The 20,783-nt window shown below is 41.9% G+C and carries 12 protein-coding genes; 5 read left to right on the top strand and 7 right to left on the bottom strand.

Annotation, left to right across the window (positions count from 1 at the left end; genetic code table 11):
- Positions 1-32 precede the first annotated feature (32 nt).
- The gene (locus LC653_RS11110; RefSeq protein ID WP_229494533.1) at positions 33-653 is read right to left on the bottom strand and encodes an rRNA large subunit pseudouridine synthase E; all 621 of its coding nucleotides are present in this window, start codon (positions 651-653) and stop codon (positions 33-35) included.
- 490 nt (positions 654-1,143) lie between these two features.
- Here LC653_RS11110 and hisC point away from each other — a divergent pair, with 490 nt between their 5' ends.
- On the top strand, positions 1,144-2,232 hold the full coding sequence (hisC, locus tag LC653_RS11115) for a histidinol-phosphate transaminase (protein WP_229494534.1): 1,089 nt from the start codon (positions 1,144-1,146) through the stop codon (positions 2,230-2,232).
- A 212-nt stretch (positions 2,233-2,444) separates the two neighbouring features.
- Here the strand turns inward: hisC and LC653_RS11120 are convergent, their stop codons facing one another.
- The 4 genes from LC653_RS11120 to LC653_RS11135 form a co-directional block, all read right to left on the bottom strand.
- On the bottom strand, positions 2,445-7,913 hold the full coding sequence (locus tag LC653_RS11120) for a trifunctional serine/threonine-protein kinase/ATP-binding protein/sensor histidine kinase (protein WP_229494535.1): 5,469 nt from the start codon (positions 7,911-7,913) through the stop codon (positions 2,445-2,447).
- 806 nt (positions 7,914-8,719) lie between these two features.
- Positions 8,720-10,492 carry an asparagine synthetase B family protein gene (locus LC653_RS11125; protein ID WP_229494536.1) on the bottom strand — a complete coding sequence of 591 codons (1,773 nt, stop codon included), beginning with the start codon at positions 10,490-10,492 and terminating at the stop codon, positions 8,720-8,722.
- Positions 10,493-10,702: 210 nt separating this feature from the next.
- Positions 10,703-12,454, bottom strand: coding sequence for a tetratricopeptide repeat protein (locus LC653_RS11130; RefSeq protein ID WP_229494537.1), 1,752 nt, complete (start codon positions 12,452-12,454; stop codon positions 10,703-10,705).
- A gap of 594 nt (positions 12,455-13,048) precedes the next feature.
- On the bottom strand, positions 13,049-15,574 hold the full coding sequence (locus tag LC653_RS11135; RefSeq protein WP_229494538.1) for an AAA-type ATPase lid domain-containing protein: 2,526 nt from the start codon (positions 15,572-15,574) through the stop codon (positions 13,049-13,051).
- A 736-nt stretch (positions 15,575-16,310) separates the two neighbouring features.
- On the opposite strand from LC653_RS11135, the gene LC653_RS11140 reads away from it, so the two are divergent.
- Positions 16,311-17,393 carry an ATP-dependent 6-phosphofructokinase gene (locus tag LC653_RS11140; protein ID WP_229494539.1) on the top strand — a complete coding sequence of 361 codons (1,083 nt, stop codon included), beginning with the start codon at positions 16,311-16,313 and terminating at the stop codon, positions 17,391-17,393.
- A 124-nt stretch (positions 17,394-17,517) separates the two neighbouring features.
- Here LC653_RS11140 and LC653_RS11145 read toward each other — a convergent pair whose 3' ends face one another.
- The gene (locus LC653_RS11145) at positions 17,518-18,663 is read right to left on the bottom strand and encodes a M14 family metallopeptidase (protein ID WP_229494540.1); all 1,146 of its coding nucleotides are present in this window, start codon (positions 18,661-18,663) and stop codon (positions 17,518-17,520) included.
- A gap of 168 nt (positions 18,664-18,831) precedes the next feature.
- On the opposite strand from LC653_RS11145, the gene LC653_RS11150 reads away from it, so the two are divergent.
- Positions 18,832-19,146 (top strand): hypothetical protein, encoded by a 315-nt coding sequence (locus LC653_RS11150; protein ID WP_229494541.1) that lies wholly within the window; start codon positions 18,832-18,834, stop codon positions 19,144-19,146.
- A gap of 127 nt (positions 19,147-19,273) precedes the next feature.
- Here LC653_RS11150 and LC653_RS11155 read toward each other — a convergent pair whose 3' ends face one another.
- The gene (locus LC653_RS11155) at positions 19,274-19,531 is read right to left on the bottom strand and encodes a type II toxin-antitoxin system HicB family antitoxin (protein WP_229494542.1); all 258 of its coding nucleotides are present in this window, start codon (positions 19,529-19,531) and stop codon (positions 19,274-19,276) included.
- A gap of 757 nt (positions 19,532-20,288) precedes the next feature.
- On the opposite strand from LC653_RS11155, the gene LC653_RS11160 reads away from it, so the two are divergent.
- Entirely contained in the window at positions 20,289-20,573 is a 285-nt protein-coding gene (locus LC653_RS11160; protein WP_229494543.1) for a hypothetical protein, read from the top strand.
- Positions 20,570-20,755, top strand: a complete 186-nt coding sequence (locus LC653_RS11165) for a PIN domain-containing protein (protein ID WP_229494544.1) — start codon at positions 20,570-20,572, stop codon at positions 20,753-20,755. Before LC653_RS11160 ends, LC653_RS11165 begins: the two co-directional genes overlap by 4 nt.
- Positions 20,756-20,783 lie beyond the last annotated feature (28 nt).

The following is a 20,783-nucleotide window of genomic DNA, read 5'->3' on the forward strand; positions in this document are numbered from 1 at the left end:
TCGCAGGCTCACAATAGAAAATCGAATTCTTGTTATAGAGCATTCCCCTTTGCAGGAAAACTTTTCGATTTACTGAAATTATGCAGAAATTGAAGTTCAGATGTGGTGAGATCGCGCCATTGACCCAATTGTAGGTCATCTAATTGTAGGTGGCTTATGCTAACCCTAACCAGCCGCAAAGTCGGAAACCCTACAGCCGCAGTCATACGCCGTACTTGGCGGTTTTTTCCCTCTGTCAAAGTCATTTCTAGCCAAGCTGTCGGTACATTTTTGCGAAATCTAATCGGCGGAGTACGTTCAGGTAGCTGTGGTTCTTGTGGTAATAGCCTAACTTCTGCTGGTTGAGTGCGGTAATCTTGAATTTCCACACCAGTTTGCAACCTTTTTATCGCATCTGCATCTGGAATTCGCTCTACCTGTACCCAGTAAGTACGTTTATGACCAAAACGCGGATGGGCGAGACGATGTTGCAATTGCCCATCGTTCGTTAACAGCAGCAACCCTTCACTATCCCAGTCTAAGCGTCCCACAGGATACACATCAGGTACATCAATATAATCTTTCAGGGTGCTATGTGTGGGAGCATCTTTTGTAAACTGGCTGAGAACGCCATAGGGTTTGTAAAAAATAATATATCGGTAATGATTTGTCATTTGTCATTTGTCATTTGTCATTTGTCATTAGTATTCTCCCCCTGCCCCCTGCTTTCCCTGCCTCCCCTGCTCCCCCTGCTCCTCCCTTCTCCTTATAGGGACTTACGAGTGTTTGCTGGGTTAAAAACAATATAGCGAAGAGTTAATTATGCCAAGTTCTAAAATGTATCGGCGGTCTTTGTTGTTTTTAGAAGGTGCTGTCTCAATACTTCTGGGTTAAGCCCAAAATCAGGTAGATTAACAGTTATTCTCTAACAGATAATACCTTTTCTGCGGAACACTACGCGTAGCTTGCTTCCCTTGAACCAAGGATTGAATGTCTAGTGAACTCCTAACTCTGCCAATTTTAGATTTTGGGTTGCACCTTTGGTGCGCTTCCAGCGCAACTTGGATTTTGGATTGAAGAAGAAATCTAAAATTTAAAATCTAAAATCCAAAATTAAATAACTCTTAACTAATAAAAATCTGTTTTTTCCATATTTCATGCTCTATGACCAACTACTTTCGCTCTAATGTTGATGCAATGGCTAGCTACATTCCCGGTGAGCAGCCTCAACGCGGTACACAGATTATTAAACTCAACAGTAACGAGAACCCCTATCCTCCTTCGCCTGCGGCGCTAGCTGTGCTGCGGAATATTGATGGCGAGTGGTTGCGGCGGTATCCAGAACCTTTCGGGGGGGAGTTCCGGCAAGCTGCAAGTAAAGTTTTAGGTGTTCCTAGGGATTGGATAATTGTGGGAAATGGCAGTGACGAATTGTTGAGTGTGGTGATTCGAGCCTGTGCAGAACCTGGAAAGAAAGTAGTTTATCCAATACCAACTTATGTGCTATATCGCACATTAACAGAAATGCAAGCTGCGGAAATTATTGAGATTCCTTACAGCGATGACTACAGTTTACCTTTGGAAGAACTGGTTGCTGCCAATGGATGTGTGACATTCATTGCATCGCCTAATAGTCCATCGGGGCATGTGGTAGCAACAAATGATCTGCGAAAATTAGCCAGCCAGTTGTCTGGAGTTTTAGTGATTGACGAAGCTTATGTAGATTTTACCGAAGAGAATGCATTGGCTTTGGTAGAAGACTATGAAAACGTTATCGTAATTCGCACACTTTCTAAAGGGTACTCGTTGGCTGGATTACGGCTGGGATTTGGGGTGGCAAATCCCAAGCTGTTGCAGGGATTGTTTAAGGTGAAAGATAGCTATAACATTGATGCGATCGCTTGTGCAATTGGCACGGCTGCTATTACCGATCAAGCTTATAAAAATGCTTGTGTGGCAAAGATTAAAGCATCGCGGACTAAGTTAGCAACAGACTTAAAACAATTAGGTTTTCACCTTTGGGATTCCCAAACTAACTTTTTACTGGTACAGCCAAAACAAGGAAACGCCGAATATCTCTATCAAAAACTGAAGGAACGAGGAATTTTAATCCGCTACTTCAAGCAGCCTGGATTAGATGATAAATTACGCATTACTGTTGGTACTGATGAACAAAATCAAGCTTTAGTTGAGGCACTAATTTATTTGTTAAAGACTGGGGATAAGGGAGCAGGGGCAATACAGTTCAGTTAACGCTAAAAACCTTAAACTGTGTAGGTTGGGTTGAGGAACGAAACCCAACATTTCCGGGGCTTTGTTGGGTTGCTAATTTATTTATTAGAGACTGGGGATAAGGGAGCAGGGGGAGAAAAGTTGTGTAGGTTCGGTTCAGGAACGTAGCAAGATCCCGCAGGGTAACCCAACATTTCGGGGGCTTTGTTGGGTTGCGCTTTGCTTAACCCAACCTACAATTTTTCTGCCTCCCCTGCTCTCTCTGCCTCCCCTGCCCCCTGCCTTGCCTTAAGGGGGATAGAGATCATAAATTCAGCCCCTTGTCCTAAAACTGATACACACTCCAACTGTCCTCGATGCTTATTAGTCACAATCTGGTAACTAATAGATAGCCCTAAACCAGTGCCTTTACCAACAGGTTTGGTAGTAAAAAAGGGTGTGAAGAGTTGCCGCCGCACATTTTCGCCGATACCAGAGCCGTTGTCAGCAATGCGGATGACGGCAAAATCGCCTTCAACAGTAGTACGAATTGTAATGATACTTGGCTGACGTGCGATATCGGCATAAGTCCGATGTTTGTTAAATTCTTCCAAAGAGTCAATCGAATTAGCGATCAGGTTCATAAATACCTGATTTAGTTGGCCAGGGTAACATTCTACGGGTGGCAGGTTGCCGTACTCGTGTATTACCTGAATTCCGGGAGAGTTTGGTTCGGGTTTAAGCCGATTTTGCAAAATCATCAGGGTGCTATCAATGCCCTCATGGATATCAACGGCTTTGACTTCAGCTTCGTCTAAACGGGAAAAGTTTCGTAAAGATAATACAATCTGGCGAATGCGATCGGTTCCCCCTTTCATGGAAGCCAACAGCTTAGGTAAGTCTTCCATCAAAAAATCTAAGTCAACCGCATCTATCTCATTCTGAACTTTAGGCGGTAAATTCTGGTTTTGCTGCTGATAAAGTTCTACTACACTCATCAAGTCTTTGACATAATTATTAACGTAAGTAAGGTTGCCGTAGATAAAGCTGACTGGGTTATTGATTTCGTGAGCAACCCCTGCTACCAACTGCCCCAAGCTAGACATTTTTTCGCTTTGCACCATCTGAGACTGGGTAAGCTTCAATTCATCGAGGGTGTGTTCTAGCTGTTTTGCTTTCTCACGCGCTTGTGTTTCTGAAATCTCTAACTCCTGGGAGTATATGTGCAAATTTGTGTAGAGCCGAGCATTTTCTATAGAGATGGAAACTTGCGAAGTTAATAAGTTTAGTACCTCTAATCGCTCTGCGGTAAAGACTCCGGTGGTGAGGTTATTTTCCAGGTAAAGAACTCCAGTTAGCTTACCCTGATGAGAGAAAGGCAAACACAAAATTGATTTGGGTTGATTGGCAACAATATAGTTGTCACTCACAAAACGTTCTGTGTGGCTAGCATCGTCTAAAACTAAATTTTCTTTTGTTCTTTCAACATAGTTAATCAGCAAAACTGGCAATTTATGCTTTACTTGAAACAGACTCGACGATCGCACTGTCACTTGATCTCGATCAATGCTTCCTTCGGCTTCAATCACCCACTGGTTCTCTCGTTTTACAAGTAGATAACCCATTTGGGCCCCAGCATTCTCGATCGCGATCGTCATCATCTTCTCCAGCAGAGGATTTAACTCCATCTCGCTTGAGAGTGCCTGGGATGCTTTAATCGCTGTGCTGATATCTAGAACTTGGGTTTTAACTTCAGAAATATCCCGAATCTGCTTTGTAGCCGTACGCCGCTCGACTGTATCTCTAAAAATTTGGGAATATTGTTCGTCCAGTTGCCGAACTTTACCTGTAGCTTCCCACTTTAAATAGCCATAGCGGGCTTCTTTAAAATAAACTTTGGCAAAGTTTTTCCTACCTTTGGCTAAGTAAAATCGAAATGCGAGTTCGTTTGCCAAGGCTTCATTTTGTAAATAACCGTTTTCGGCAGCAGAAGCGATCGCAAGGTCATACAGCTCCATTGCCTGATAATCTTGTTTACAAATCCGAGCAATTTCAGCTTGAATCAGCAGGAACTTATGTTGATAATTAGTTGGGCAGTGCATTGCCCATTGCTGGAATTTTTCTAAGTTGGCATTTAGTTTATGCAGATAAATGGCTTGAGTTGCGGTATCTGCCTCCGCATAAGCCCCAGCTAAGGCAATACTTTGGTGAAAATAGAAAACAGGATTAATAAAAATTCCTCGCGCTCCCCCAACAAATTTTTCGGCATTATCTGCATACTCAACAGCTTTGGTATAATCTCCATACCAGTTACAGAGCGCAAGTTTATAGATGTAAACTACAAATGCACTCAACATATCCGAAGATGCCAATGCAAACTCTAGCACCTGCCGTTCATCTGCCCAATCTCCAACAAGCTCGTCAATCTTGCCTGCTGGCTTAGTCAGATTAGCGATCGCTTCCATAGCCAGCAGATGGTAGTTCAACATATTTTTGTCAATCTTGCGGAGGCTAGGAATAAAATCTTCAGCTACTTCTGCGGTTTTTTCTAAAGATTCATTCCCAAATAAGCATTGCCATAAAAAATTAACTGAACAATAACCAGACCATTGATAAGAACCTGTTTCTAAACCACTATTAAATCCCTTCAATAAATAAGGTTTTGCCTGGCTAATATGGTCTTTGTAATGACATATTAAACCTCCCCACATATTCAAAATATTCGCTTCTAATTCCTTCGTTCTGAAAATTTCATGCAAATGCAAAGATAGCTCACCAAACTCATAACCTGAATCTACCTCACCATATTGAAATACTAAGTTGAAGGAATACAGCATGTAACCAAATACAGAAATTGGTGAGTTGCCATACTGAACTGAAAGTTGAGTTATGTTCATAGATGTGATATGCAACGCTTTAGATCCTAAAAAGTAGGCAATGGGCCAGACTTCTTTTAAGATGCGTTGAGCCATTAGCTTCTCTTCGTCTTGCATTTGTGGTAGTTCTGCGAGACTAAAAGTTGAGCGATCGCCAATAACTTTTTTTGTTTGATTAAGTTTTTCCAATAGATATGCATCATCGGGATAAGCTGTAAACTCCAAGCCTAAAAGCTCCAAAGTATTTAGCCCAATTTTATATGCGGAGTTTAAATCATTCTCCATGCGATAACACATAATCCGATATTCATTCACTCGACACATATCAAGAGTAGTTTTAACCTGGCTGAAAGTCTGCTCAAAAATCAGCAAAGCTTGCTCATATTTACCATTTAAAAATTCTGCTTCTCCAACTTGTAAATATAAAGTTAATGTGAGCAAATATTTATCTTGCCAGCTATTTTCAGGTAAATAATTCATCCCTATTTCCAGCAACTTGAGTGCAGTTACAAACGCCGACGATGATTTTGCTCTCTGACCTGCTTTCAGATTTAATTCTGCCAGTTCATATTTTTCTGCTGGTTCCACAATCAATGAACTGCCAGCATTAAGATGGTTGACGATATCAAAAAGATGTTCTTCCAACTGGGCTTTTTCAGTATTATGTAATAGTAATTTTCCAACCTTCAGGTGTACTTGTTGCTGCTGGTCGGTTGGAATTAAAGAATAGGCAGCTTGCTGAACGCGATCGTGCAAAAACTTATAGTCAACTTGTACCGCAGTATCGCAGTATGTTGCCAATTCCGACTGATTCAACAACTGAGGAATTTTGTAAGTATCGCTTAAGGGTATAATTAATCCCGCGTGCAAAGCTGACCATAAATCAATTGCTGTTGCTGATGCAGATTTTTCGTTGACTACAGCTAGAATTTCTAAATTAAAACGGTTTCCAACACAAGCAGCTAATTGTAAAACTTGCTGCGTTGGTTCTGAGAGTCTTTGAATTTTATTCACCATTAAATCGACTACATTATCGGTAATGGCTTGTTCCTGAATTTTGCTAAGATCCCACTGCCATAAACCCGAACGATAATCAAATGTCAAGAGATTATCTTGATGTAGTACTTTTAGTAACTGAGTCAAGAAAAAGGGATTACCTTGGGTTTTTTGAAACAACAAATCAGCTAAAGGTTCTGCCTGAGATGATTCGCAATTGAACGTATCATTAACGAGTTGAGTAATATGAGGTATTGCTAATGGCTTCAAGAGCAACTCTTCAACCGTAACCCCAGATGCTCGAATTGCCTCTAGCATTAATATCAGTGGATGGGTAGCACTAACTTCGTTATCTCGGTAAGCCCCAATCAGCAAGAGATACTGACTTTCTGGGTCAGTCATCAAATTCTCGACCAGCTTCACAGAGGCAGCATCTGCCCATTGGAGGTCATCTAAAAACAGTACTAAGGGATGTTCAGCAGCAGTAAAGGCATGAATAAATTGCTTAAACACCCGATTAAAACGGTTTTGAGACTCAGCAACCCCCAACTGCGGTACAGGCGCTTGCTGCCCAATAATCAGTTCTACTTCCGGGATGACATCAATAATAACTTGACCATTAACTCCCAATGCTTGTAGCAATTTATTTTTCCAAACCTCAACTCTGGCTTGGCTTTCAGCTAACAGTTGTCGCATCAATTCTCGAAATGCTTGAATCAAAGAAGCATAAGGAATATCTCGCTTGAGTTGGTCAAATTTGCCACCGATAAAGTAACCTCGTTGCCGCACAATCGGTTTGTGAACTTCGTTAACTAATGAGGATTTGCCGATACCGGAATATCCTCCTACTAAGACAACTTCGCTCTCCCCAAGGCTAACTTTTTCAAAGGCAGCCATTAAAGTTGCCACTTCTACTTCCCGACCGTAAAGTTTTTGAGCTATTTGGAATTGATGCGAAAAATCTTGCTGACCTAAGTTAAAAAGGTCAATGCTGCCTTTTGTTTGCAGTTGTATCCCTGCTTGCTCTAGGTCAGCCTTTAACCCGTAAGCACTCTGGTAGCGGTCTTCAGCAGTTTTGCTCAGAAGTTTCATAGCGATCGCAGAGATTGCCAGTGGTACATTAGGATTAATCTCGTGCGGAGCTACTGGAATTTTCGCAATGTGACAATGCACCAATTCCATTGGGTCTTGAGCATTCTGGAAGGGGAGCCGACCCGTGAGCATTTCGTAAAAAATTACACCTAATGAGTAAAAATCTGTACGATAATCTAAAGTTCGATTAATGCGTCCAGTTTGTTCTGGCGACATATAAGCCAGTGTTCCTTCTAGGAGATTGAGGCTACTGATTTCTGGGCTTTCTTTTGACAGCAGCGAAGCGATGCTGAAGTCAATAAATTTTATTTTTTCGGTATTGGGGTTATAAAGAATGTTTTCGGGCTGAAGATCCTTATGGATAATGTGGTGGGTATGTAACTCTCCCAAAGTCTCAGTAATTTGACCGGCGATGTTGAGAAATTTCGTAAGTTCAAAGCCTGTATTAGATATCTGAGCTTTTAAAGATTCTCCACCAAAGTCTTCTAAAACCATTGCTAGACCATTACTGTAGCCGTTGTCGTAACTGATTAATTCATGGGCTTTGATTACACCTGCAATGTTCAAGTTTTGGATAATTTCGTATTCGTGCTTGATCTGAGCAATCTCTTTGACAGCAGGATACTCTGCTTTGAGCAGTTTGATGACAACTGAATGCCCGTTAGCCTTGGAGTATGCTCGATAAATTACTGTGGCAGTAGCTTCATAAATTAAACTTGCAATACTATAGTCCGGGATACGAGCAATTAATTTAAGCATTATTACTTGGATGAATGTTGTTTTATAATAAATTTTGGTGGTTACTATGATAATTCCCGAAATTCAAGGTAAATTAACTCTTAAAACATCATTTTTAGAAGAAAACTGAGGAGCGATCGCACTTTGAAACTAAATCTGCTGATGCTGGTAAAAATTCTCATCATCAGCGCCAGCCAATAGAAGTGGCAGAAATTGGATATATTCAACAGCAATACGCTAAGGCTTTGGCTAAAACCTTTTAGCAAAGTCAAGTTTTTTAACGAACCTTATTAGGCGCAGAGAAGCCAGTACGCCCTTGCGGTTAAGAGACTTGAAGCAACTGGCGCGGCACTGAGAGAAGAAATAAATGCTTAACTGAACTGTATTGTATTCAACAGAGTCTCGTTGAGTATTATCACTAAGCAGAATCATGGGTTAGGCGATCGCTCTCTGTGATTTTTCATTTAAATAGCGTTGTCAATACGGTTCGGATAAGATTCGATCCCGCCAACCCCCCTTTTTAAGGCTTGCTCAAAATGGCTCTATTTCCCCCTTTTTAAGGGGGACTAAGGGGGATCTTTAAGGCCTATGCACTTTAACCGAACCGTATTGATAGCGTTGTTGCAAAAGTACTTAAAAGTGCCAACATTACTTTTAACAACAATGAAAACCCCATTAGCTTATCTACAACTGGCTTTGAGAAATTTATCTTTATAGAACTAGCTATCCAGTTTAAAAATTTTACAAAGTTTAGTGTATAAGCTTTCTTACTTGCTGCATCCTGCTGACTTACTTAGTCATCGCATATTCTTTTTTTGCTTTGACTACTACGCTTTTTTATTTACTTGTAACCAAATTTCTAAACTAGCAAGTAACCACAGCTTGACACCATAACGACTCCAAGTATCTCCCTGATAGTTTAACCAATTGCAAATTGGCAACTGGTTTAAGTAAGGAGTAATAGCTGCATTCCGATTAAGCAATAAATCTCTGGCTTCTTGCTGCCAATATTTCCGAAATCCTAACTGCACCGGCACCATCATGCCACTTTTGGGACGATGAATAATTGTATCTGGTAAAATATCTGCGGTCGAAGACGTACCGTAGGTAATCGCTTGCTTTAAAACTGCTTTTTCTTCCACTCCAGAAAGCTTATAATTTGGAGGAATTTCCATGCTTAAATCTACTACTCGTTGGTCAAACAGGGGAGAACGACCTTGCAAAAGGGCTGCTTGAGTCAAGTTACTGACTTTCGTCAGAATTTGGTCAGCGCCTTTAAATTTGATGTTCATTGCCATCAAACGATTGAGATAGCTAGCTTGAGAAGATAAATCTTCTTCAAAAACCCAAGGCGCGGTTTGTACTGCTGTCCAAACTTCTGGTTTTAAAAGTTGCGGTAAGTCAACAGCGCACTTTTGAAAGGAAATTAAATAAGCTTGCAATGCATCCTGATTGGTGACAGAGCGATATAAACTATTGATTAGCATTGGCTGATTTTTTGGCCCACCAAAACAGGGGTCGCCACCTTCACCATTTAAAACTACTTCTACGCTTTCTCTCGCCAGTCGTCCCAGCAAAAGGTTGGGAACAGTCAGTGGGTCGCCAATGGGGTCATCTAAATAGGCCATTGTTTCCGGTAGACGTGACCACATATCCTTAAAAGTAATTTCTAAAATGTGGTGCTGCGTCTGGCAATGGGATGCAACGAGATTGGAAAATTCTAACTCATTGGGACATTCGGAACCAAAATGAATCGAGAAGGTGTGAACTGGTGCTTTGTGGAATTTTGCGACTAAAGCAGTGATAGCGCTAGAGTCTAAACCGCCAGAAAGAAAAACGCCGACGGGTTCATTTGCTGGTGGTAAATATTCTTGAACAACTTGGTCTAGGAGTTCTCGCAAGCGATCGCCATGCCATGCTAAGGGCTGATCTATTGCTATAATCTGTTCTTGAAGCTGCCAATAAGCTTCAATTTTGTGGTCGGGAAATTCTAAAACAGTTCCAGGTCGAAGTTCCCGCACCTGTTCCCAAAGCGTTCGTTCCCCTGGAACAAAGGCACAACAAAGATAATCTCGCAACGCCACCAAATCTAAATCGGATGAACGATGGGGTGATAAAGTTCTCAGTTGAGGCGCAATCCAACGAACCGAACCAGTGGTAGTGTAATAGAGGGTACGAACACCGATGCGATCGCGAACTAACCGCAATACCTGTTTTTCTCTATCCCAAACCACTAACGCAAACATCCCCACAAGTTGCCTAAGACATTCATTGCTCCATCGTTCCCAAAGATTGGCAACCAGTTGCAGAGAACTTCCTTTAAAGCTATCCAGTTCAATTCCCAACTTTTGCAGCAACTGCACTCGGTTAGTTAACCAAACATCACCAACAACGACAAATCGTCCTCCGGAACTGATTGCTAATTTTTCCGTTTGAAATCCCGAAGCTGTGCGTGGGAGAATTACAGAAACTTTTTCATCTCGCCAAGCGATATCTTGATGATTTTCATCAATTGTTCCCCATGCTACGCGCCAGGTTGGGTCAGTCTTAATAAATTCGATTTTAGGAGATTTACGATTTTTAAATGCATCAAATAGCATGGAAAGTTTTCCAAATTTATTATTTATACTTAATACCAGGAACAAGGGTCATAATAAGTAAGTCGGTGAGAATAATTTAAACTATATTAACTAATGTAAAAAATATTGAAATTAGTTTGTAGTAAGGGCTTCAGCCCTCAAAGTAGGGCTAGAGCCGCTCACTACAAACCTTTAATTATTTACGTCGTCCTACTTAAACCAAGTAGATCATCAACGGATATATGGACAAGGATATTTGAACCTGGTAAAAATTACGGACATATTTTCAGGCATCCTCTTTACAATAGTAATATCTTCGCCAGTTTTAAGGGCTTGAGCTAGTATCTCTGAAGCTTTCTGCTGTTGTCCCAGTTGTGCATAATGATTAGCAACTTCAGCCAATACTCCAACTCGTTCAGGTTGATTTAGGATATTAAACTGAGCAATGCTTAAGGCTTTGTGTAACAATTGTGAGGCTTGATCTTTTGTTTCTGTTCTAGTAGCCTTGTTAACAAGTTTTATTAAGGGTTTAGCGATACAATCTCCGCAAAAATCATCATCTATAGACTCAATAATTTTAAATGCTTGTTCATATTGCCCTGCTGACGCAGCTTTCATGGCAATTTGAGATAGTCCATTCATTTTGTCGGGGCGAACTTCATGAGGGTAATGGTTTCCAATAGATTTGATGTTCTTAATAGCTAGGTCATATTGAGATTGCTCTGCATCTTCAACCGCTACTGCAACTAATGCCCGAACTCTTTCAGGCGCCCCCAGCATTTTAGCAGCTTCCAAAGCTTGTTGATGAAATCCTATCTCCTCGTATTTAACAGCAATTTGACTGAATTGCTCAGTTTTCCAAGCATATTCATTAGTTTTAATCTGTTGAAAGGCTTGATTTAATATTTGTAAGGCTTTATTTTTTTGACCTATTTTTGCGTAACCAATGGCGATTTTGAACAATATTGGTATTTGTAAGGGTTTATTTTTTTGACCTAGTTTTGCGTAACCAATGGCGATTTCGGACAATATTGGTTTTGGTATATTATTAATCTGAATAAGCTGAACAGCCCCAAAACTACTGTCTAATATCTCTACAGCTTTATCTTGTTGTCCTATGTTTGCATAGCTAACAGCAATCTTGACTATGTTTTCAACTTGGTCGGAGATGTACTTATCAGATTGGGTAAGCTGAAGACATCGGTTTAATATTTGTTCAGATTTAGCTTTCTGTCCTAATTCTGTGTACTGACTAGCTACCTTAGCTAAAGCACTAACATTCTTAATTCTATTGGCAAGTTCAAAGGTTTGATCTAATAACGGCAAGGCTTTACTTCTAAGTTTTGTAGAGGTTGCCAACTCAGCAATCTTAGTTAATGCCTCTCCTGTCTTATCGGTATTCTCGTCAATCGAGCTAAGAAGTTGAAAAGCTTGGTCGTATAGCCCGACTTGGGCAGCTTCAACAGCAACTTCAGCTATAGCACTGTCTCTGTTTTCAAAATATCCAATTGCTTTATTATCGAGCAACTGGGTAACCTGAATGGCTTGGTTGAAGCGACCTGCTTCGGCAGCCTTGACTGCTGCTTCATTTAGCATTTGAGCAGCCCCACTTCCATGTTCAGCACCTTCTTTCGCTATTTTAATAACTTGAAGAGCTTGAGCGGGTTGCCCAACTTCTGCATACTTGGCAGCTACTTTAAGCAGTGCAGAGCTTCTTCTTCCGGAGAAGGTATTAGTCTCCTTAATTTCCTTAGCATTCTTAAATGCTTGAGCTAATATTTTTGAGGATTTATCCTTTTGTCCCATCTGGGCATACGGAACAGCAACTATAGCCAATGTTCTGGCTTTAATTGACTGACCCTCACTTGGGTTATATGCTATATCGGGAAACAAACAGATTCCGCCTAAAATATGATTTACCACTGCACATATTAAACCGATGGTAAAGAGTAATCCAATAATCGGTAAAAATTTTCGTTTCATGGCCAGTTGATTTAGTGCTGAGACAGAAAAATTACAGACTAACCATATAATAACTGTATATAGGGGTTCTCGGTTGGGTGCAATACAAGTCTATTTCATTCTAGTAGCGTGTCAAGGCTAAAATGTTGCAATAAATTAGCGCTAAAAACATTGAATTTAAAAGTTCAAAGCCCATTTTATAATGCACAACTTTAGCCTTGACACGCTACTAGTAGCGTGACAAGCCTTAAATAGTGCATACAATTTAACTCTTGTGGGGTGGGCATCTTGCCCGCCCGGACGGGCTAGAAGCCCGTCCCACAAGAAAACCATAATGCAACATTTTAGCCTTGTCACGCCACTAGCGATCGCCTAAGAAACCGCAGAGACGCTGAGGCCGCAGAGGGAGAGGAAAGAGGGATAATTCCGATACAAACGGATTTGATATCATCACTCCCAATACGGTTCGGATAAGATCCCCCCGCCTGCGGCGACCCCCTTAAAAAGGGGGTAATTAGAAGAAAAAGCCCCCTTTTTAAGGGGGGTTGGGGGGATCTTCGAGAGACAAACATGTTAACCGAACCGTATTGTTAGAGCGATCGCTATATGTGAAGCTCAAAACACGATAATCGCCCACATACTAACTCCCAAGGCGATCGCTGCTAGGTGTTGTAGCATGAGCGATCGCACTGGTTGCTTGGCAATCTTTTGCGTTAATAACATAGTCAGCAACACTGATAAAATTATCGTTGCACCTTGCAAAAAGGCAATCACAGCCGGGTGAGCAACCAATATTGGCAATTGTTCACCACTAAGACCAAGAGTAGCAAAGGTTACGGGTAAAATCCGTCCGCCTTCGCCTAAGCCCAAACGCAGATAGTGAGCCAAGTTTCCGCCTAACACTAATGGTAGGTAGCTATATGCAAGTTCTACAAATGATCGAGGCTTTCGGTTAAAGTTGAACACTTGCAGCAAGCCATAAGCCCCAAAGGTAAAAATCGCTGGAATAATTAACACTAGCAGCGATAATCCCAAGTGCTGCCAAAACTGAGTTAAATCCAGTTGTAACCCCAACCAAGATTGCAATTCTGGCAAGCGATGCAGATATATCCCACCCAACAGCAAAAACAATAATGCTACTTCATAGGTGCGGGGTACATGAGTTGTCCACAGTTCAATTCCAGGGGGACGCAAGTTGAACTCAACGGAACGATGGGGACAGGCTTTCAGGCAAGTCATGCACAGTACGCAATCTCTGTTATCTTCTAATTGCGCTGGGTGGGAATATAAAGGACATCCATTAGTTTCCATCCCTTCGCCCTTTTGTGGCCCACCTTTATAGCACTGATACGTGGTGCAACTAGCAGAACAAATACCTTGCTGTGCCCGAAGTTCCGTCATTGAGAGTTTGGCAAATAAACCATTCATCCCGCCAATGGGACAGAGATAACGACACCAAAATCTCCGCTCAAAAATCGCAGAGAAAATCATCGCCCCAGCCGTAATTAACAGTAGCAAACAAGCGCTGAGGTAGGCGGTATTTTCTAAATGCCAGAGTTCTTCCCATAAGAAAATTAGGGTGAACAAACCAAACATGAACCATCCGCCCCATTTTTCAGCTTGCTGTCTGGGCCAGCGCTTGAGTTGTCGAGGCCACAGCCAGAGAGATAACTTTTGGGTAATTTCCCCGTAAATCATGAAGGGACAAACAGAACACCAGATACGCCCCAAAAAGGGAAAGAGAAATAAGAAGAAAGGCCACCACCAAGCCCAAAATAGATTTAAAACGAAATTGCGATCGCGGGTTTGCGGCCCAATAAATAACACTGCAACTATAATTGCAAAAGCCGTTGCAGTAAAACCATAGTTAATGCGATCGGGCCACCAGGGACTACGTAAAAACTGCCGCAAACGAGGATAGGCATTTAACAGATTCACCCGAAATCGTTTTTTCTTCGTTTCGGCTGGCCAGAAAATTTCTTCTGTTAATTCATTAGCACCCTCCGCTTGCGCGATCGCTCTTTCTACCAGATTTTTTAATTCCTTGAGATTGCCAGGAAAATCATAAGACTGGAGGCGACGCAAAGCTTCTGGGGTGATGCGCGGTTTCGGAACGCCTCTAGCCCGAATGTAGAGACTAGTATAATATTCAACCTGTGCCTGAATATCAGCTTTCCGCACCCGTAGCGGTGGTACTTTAATAATGTGACCAATACAGCGTTCAATTGTCGGCTGAGTTTTTTCTGAAACAATCAGAATTCTGGCTTTACTGGCACGAGGTTCAGGTGCTGCTTCTCCTGAACGAGTCACGGGGGTATATGTGCCAGTTTTGAGCAACTTCGTCACCGAAGGTAATAATTCTTCGGGCAATTCTTGGATGTTGTTGAGAACTAAAGTACCTTCTCCCAACCATTCCAAAAGTCCTGGTTTACCACCAGCGCGACCAAATAAATCTGCACCGCTCGTTTGCAGAATACCGCAATTTACTTTAATAATTGGTTCTCGTCGTTTTGGAGAACCAAAGTGGATGAGGGCTGCTATATTGTCTTTTTCTAACCCTGGTTCTCCAAAAATATCCACAGATTTGCGGTCAGCCGCCGCTTCTCGAATTTGCTCGCGCAGCCTTACAGCATAGCGACTTATACCGACAATTCCCCGTTGCGCTTTGGTAACTAAATATGGTCGCAAAGCTACGGAACGTTCTTGTTCATAGCCAAGTGCAGATGTAGCCTGAGCTAATTCTTGAGCCAATTGACGCGAAAAAGCCTGAGCAATTTCCGGGTATTGGTTAACTAAAGGGCGAAATTTCTCACCAGGCACAACCCACAAATGACATTCGGTTACCGTAGTAATTGTGAATGGAGTTAATTCATCCAACAGCAATTCTTTGAGTTCAATCACTGCTCCGGGGAGGAATCCACAAGCTAAGGCTGGGTTGGTTTGATTGGTGCTATTGCTTTCGAGTTGACCTTCTACAAGAATATAAAGGGCTTCTGGAGGAGTGCCTTCGCTAACTAAGTCAGTTTCGGCTGGTATAACTTGTTCTTCAATTACTTGAGCGATCGCATTTAACACTTCGGGCGAGAGAATTCCTAAACTCGTCCGTTCTTGTAGCCATGTAACCGTTTCTGGAGATGTCATATTAATTTCTCCGTATAGGCTGCTGTATAAGAAGATTATCCCGTAAAAGGGACTGGGGACTGGGGATTAGGGATTGGGGACTGGGTGTAAAACCCTTAAAATTATGGTGGTTGCTCATTACCCACCACCAAATTGAAAATTTGGTGGGGGTCTTAAACCCAATTATTCAGACGCGACTCGAAAATACTCGCTCATAGCGTTGCCATGCCGAAGGCGTTGCCTCTCGAAGAGAAGGCTTTACGCTGCGCTATCGCGGACTCGAAGGAGCGCTGCGCTATCCACCAGTCGTACAGAATACCTAACATGAATTCTGACGACTGACGCATGTATTCTGTTCGATAAATAAATTTAGGGACTTGTATCATGAGTCTGTTTAGGTCAAAATATCTCAGTGTGCCGACGCATGACAACTTATCGGAAATTAAAGGGTTTAAGACCCCTATGTCTACACGTAGCGCAGTTTCAGTTGGGGTTTAAATCCCCATCTGAAAATGTCTAAAATGTTTGAATGCGTGAATGCGTGAATGCGTGAATTGTTAAATTATGTTTGTCCGTATACCCATGATTCTGTGTTGGAGTAATCCGCCGCCACCGCTTCAGTGAATCCCCAGTAAATTTTTCAGAGCGATGGCGCTGATCTTGCTTCCAGGTTTCGTACTCACTTAGAAATAGATTCAGCTCTTCTACCTTGGTCAATAGTCGATTATATATTTGGATCAAAATGTCAATAAAAAATATGGGAGAACCCAAACGCATTGGAATTCTTACCAGTGGAGGTGATTGTTCTGGCTTAAATGCTGTGATTAGAGCTGTAGTGAATTGTGCTGTGGATACTTACGGCTGGGAGGTTTTGGGAATTCGTCAAGCGACTCTCGGATTAATGGCGCGTCCCCCACAATTCACAAAGCTGGAAGTTGATCAAGTTGACTCGCTGTTAACTGCGGGTGGCACAATGTTGGGGACAACCAATAAAGGCGACCCTTTTGCTTTTCCAATGGCGGATGGGGGTGTAAGCGATCGCTCCGAAGAAATCATTGCAGGTTATCATGAGCTAGGTTTAGACGCTTTGATTGGTATTGGCGGTGATGGTAGCTTGGCAATTCTCCGTCGCCTCGCACAACAAGGTGGCATTAATCTAGTAGGTATTCCCAAAACCATTGATAACGATATTGGTGTTACCGAACACGCCATCGGGTTTGATACAGCAGTCAATATTGCCACGGAAGCATTAGATAGGTTGCATTTTACTGCTGCAAGTCATAGCCGAGTCATGATTTTGGAAGTAATGGGGCGTGATGCAGGACACATAGCAATAGCTGCGGGAATTGCGGGGGGAGCAAATGTAATTTTAATTCCCGAAATCCCTTACACAGTTGAGCATATTTGTCACAAAATTAAAGAACGCCAAGAGAAAGGCAAAAACTATTGTTTGATTATTGTTTCCGAAGCGGTTCGTACCCACGATGGGGAAAATGTGACGATTACAAATCGATTAGGTCAATCTCGATACGGTGGAATTGGCGAATACTTAGCAGATAAAATTATTGAACACATTGGTGTAGAAACGCGAGTCACAGTTTTAGGACACATTCAACGGGGTGGAACTGCTTCACCACTAGATAGATTAGTTGCAACTGCTTTTGGCGTTGCGGCAGTTAATCTAATTGCAGAAGGTAAATACGATCGCATGGTGACTTGGCAAAATCGCCAAGTATTAAGTGTACCAATTACAGAAGCGATCGCTCAATATAGCGCCGTCGATCCCAATGGTACTTTAGTTAAAACCGCTCGTGGTATGGGTATTTATTTGGGAGACTAAATTTAGTGCAGAGTGAGGAGTGAGGAGTGAGGAATTAAAAAACTCATAACTCTTGTACAGACGCGATTAATCGCGTCTCTGCTCCTAAGACGCGATTAATCGCGTCTCTGCTCCTAAGACGCGATTAATCGCGTCTCTGCTCCTGATTAATAATTCCCAATACAAACTCGCCTTCATTCACAGCTTGATTGGTTGCGACATCATAAACTAATCCATCATGTTGAGCGCAGACATCAATTACACTAGGTAACTTACCTTCTTTATTAAAACTGAGAATTTGATACAGTTTTTGTCCAGCTTTGACTTTAGTACCTAATTCTATTCTGGATTGAATCATACCACCTGCGATCGCATAATATTTTTTCCTGTTGCTGTTAGATGCGAAAGTCATCTCATGGGTTTTTATGTCATCTGATAAATCAGGAATTTGCACTACACCTTTTTGTGCTAAATAGTTTTTCAGACCCCATACACCTTTGGCGACGGAATCAGGGTTTATTTGCATTCCTGTTCCTAATTCCAGCGTCCAAGCTTCCACATCAAACTTGATTTCTCTACCAAACTCTTTAAAACAAGCTTCCAGTGCTAACCAAGGTTTGATAAAAGCTTCATCAAAAGCATCACCATCGTATTTATCAAGTAAGATTCCAAAATCAAACCCGAAGTATTTTGCACTGTCTTCTCGATTTCGGAAGTAATAAAGATAGTCTAAAGCTTGATTTGTAGAACTATGTAAATCAATTAAGTAGTCTGCATCTAAACTCAGGTTTTGTAGTTTGTAGCCAAAAAGCTCAGTGTATGGCACTGCACTAGGAGAATTAATTTTTTCTAAAATTTTTGCAAATTGTTGCTTAATTATAGTTAGATAATTTTGTCGAACGACCTTTGGCTCAATATGAAGTTGAGATTTAGTAAAAGCTACTAAATCATCAGCTTCTTTTTCGTAGTCCCAAAATATGCGATTCCAGTCTTTGGCTTCGTAAATACAATATCGTCCAGGGGAAAAATGATGAGCGCGTTCATTTGTCCCCATTGGATTACAAACGGGAACTAACCAAATTTCTCCAGTTAAATCTGTATCATCTATTGTTAATAAAAACTCAATTAGCTGATGAATAACGGCATTACCAGCAATTTCTGCACCGTGCAGATTAGATTGAATGTAAACCTTTTTACCACGTTGAGCGCCGATGAATTTGTATAGTTGTAAGTATAGGCGATCGCCCGAAGCCATTTGACGTAAAGTAGTGGTTTCAATAATTGGCAGCATGAAACAATTCCGTAATGATTTGAGTAAATTTAAAAGCCACACAAACCCAAATCATACCAAGTTGCAGGAAATACCAAAACTCAATCTTCCTCTCTGCGTCTCTGCGTCTCTGCGTGAATTACCCAACCAAATAAGCTAGCATCACATTAATTAGTGTTGGGGGTAGCTATGGCAACAAATTGGTTGCGAATAACACATCAAGACGAAACAATCCAACTTTCCTGGCAACGGGAACAATCAGCACCACGTTCAGCACCTCCCGTCACTTTTGAGCATCCCTTTGATGAAGACTGGGCAATGTTGCCTATGAGCCAATACGGTTCAGTCAGCGCCAAAAACCTTAAACTGCGTAGGTTGGGGAGCCACTGCGTTGGGCGGGTTTCCCGACTTGTTCGCGCAGCGTCTCCCCTTGGGAGAAGCAAGTGGCGTTTGAGGAACGAAACCCAACATTTCCGGGGCTTTGTTGGGTTGCGCTTTGCTTAACCCAACAAAGCAATTTTTTTTAACCCAAGCGTATTGGCCTATGAGCAGAGGCAGTTTGATGTGGCTGTTGATTACTACAATAAGGCGCTGAAGATATTTGAAGATGCTGGAGATTTGTACAGTGCTGCTAATGAATGTCACGGCCTGGGCATGGTAGCCGAAGAGCAAGGGAAATTCCATCTAATACAGGTAAACTATGCCCTAACTGTAGTCCTAATACAATCCACTCTTCCAAAGAATCTTTTAACTCTTCTCGGCAAGCTTCAAGTGTGGCAGCATTGGCGTATAATCCTTGCAGCCCAGGTACTTCTGCATAAAAAGTGCCATCGTCTAAAAGTTCATAAGTAGCCCGGTGCAAAGCTGCTTGAATATAGTTTGTTAACATTTTCTATCTGGGTTAGTTTTTGCTTCATTACCTTAATTTTAGGAAGTTTAGTCAGTATTTTGTTGAAGTTTCTGCCTACCTGGAAGATTTAAAAAGGGCTGCACGTTAAGAGGATGTTTGAAAAGTGTTTCGCGGTGACTTTAGGTACTTTTAGATCCCCCCTAACCCACGCCAGTCGCTCCACTTGGGGAGACCCCAAGACCGCGCTGGCTCCCCTTAAAAAGGGGGGAACCGGAATCAAAGTCCCCCAATTTATCGGGGGATTTAGAGGGATCTAAAACTTTTGATACCGACAAGAAGACTTTTCAAACATCCTCTAAGTTGACGCTAATGATAATTTTTCCCTAGCGCGTGTTGCTCACTCATAAGTTTTATTTAAGCATTGTTAGCGATCGCATAAGCATAAGCTTAAATATCGCGATGTTAAGGACAAATGTCACGATGTTAAGGACAAATGTCGTGATGTTGACGATGAATATCGTGATGTTGACGATGAATATCGTGATGTTGACGATGAATATCGTGATGTTGACGATGAATATTGTAATGTTGATGATGAATATCGCGATGTTGACCACTACAAGCTAGTCATTTGGAAGTGCGGATGTCTACGATGGTCACTGAGCGCAGCCGAAGTGCGGGCTATGACGCTCTCTACGAGACGCTAAAAGCGAACGCGGACTCGCTACCGCTACGCTATCGGCGTCGCAACATTTACAGCAGCAGTGTTCTATCCTAGAAACAAAAGGGCAAAAGTATGCAAGCCTACAAGCTAAACGCAACAATTGATGAATCAGGTCATTTAATTATTGACGAACCTCTGAATATTGCTCCTGGTAAAGTGGAAGTTATTATTTTGCAGCCAGTTTCATCCTTGGAAAGTTCTACAAAAACCCCTACTGAGTTACAGCCAGAAAAGCCGAGAAGAAAGTCTAAAGTAAAAGCATTTGAAGGTTTATTTGAAAATGCCCCACCGACACCACCAGACTTTGACCCAGACCAAGCTCGATGGGAAGCTTTGAAGGAGAAACATAATCTGTGAAAGTCTTGTTAGACACCAACATCATTCTAGATGATGCCCTTGAACGTGAACCTTTCCTAGACGCAAGCGAACAAGTGTTGGTGCTAGTTGAGCAAAGACAGGTAGAAAGTTATATTTCCGCCTCAACTTTTAGCTGTTACGCCGTAAGCCTCCCACTGAAACGGTACTCCGTTCAGTGGTGAGATATAAGGCGGTTAAAAATAACGCGAC

The organism is Nostoc mirabile CHAB5784 (assembly GCF_020829645.1).
In the GTDB taxonomy this organism is placed as follows: domain Bacteria; phylum Cyanobacteriota; class Cyanobacteriia; order Cyanobacteriales; family Nostocaceae; genus Nostoc; species Nostoc mirabile.

Coding starts and splice junctions, on each gene's coding strand:
- LC653_RS11155 (WP_229494542.1), bottom strand. CDS start 19,531: ATGTTAACAAACTATATTCAAGCAGCTTTGCACCGGGCTACTTATGAA.
- LC653_RS11135 (WP_229494538.1), bottom strand. CDS start 15,574: ATGACATCTCCAGAAACGGTTACATGGCTACAAGAACGGACGAGTTTA.
- LC653_RS11140 (WP_229494539.1), top strand. CDS start 16,311: ATGGGAGAACCCAAACGCATTGGAATTCTTACCAGTGGAGGTGATTGT.
- hisC (WP_229494534.1), top strand. CDS start 1,144: ATGACCAACTACTTTCGCTCTAATGTTGATGCAATGGCTAGCTACATT.
- LC653_RS11150 (WP_229494541.1), top strand. CDS start 18,832: ATGGCAACAAATTGGTTGCGAATAACACATCAAGACGAAACAATCCAA.
- LC653_RS11145 (WP_229494540.1), bottom strand. CDS start 18,663: ATGCTGCCAATTATTGAAACCACTACTTTACGTCAAATGGCTTCGGGC.
- LC653_RS11160 (WP_229494543.1), top strand. CDS start 20,289: ATGCAAGCCTACAAGCTAAACGCAACAATTGATGAATCAGGTCATTTA.
- LC653_RS11120 (WP_229494535.1), bottom strand. CDS start 7,913: ATGCTTAAATTAATTGCTCGTATCCCGGACTATAGTATTGCAAGTTTA.
- LC653_RS11125 (WP_229494536.1), bottom strand. CDS start 10,492: ATGCTATTTGATGCATTTAAAAATCGTAAATCTCCTAAAATCGAATTT.
- LC653_RS11110 (WP_229494533.1), bottom strand. CDS start 653: ATGACAAATCATTACCGATATATTATTTTTTACAAACCCTATGGCGTT.
- LC653_RS11130 (WP_229494537.1), bottom strand. CDS start 12,454: ATGAAACGAAAATTTTTACCGATTATTGGATTACTCTTTACCATCGGT.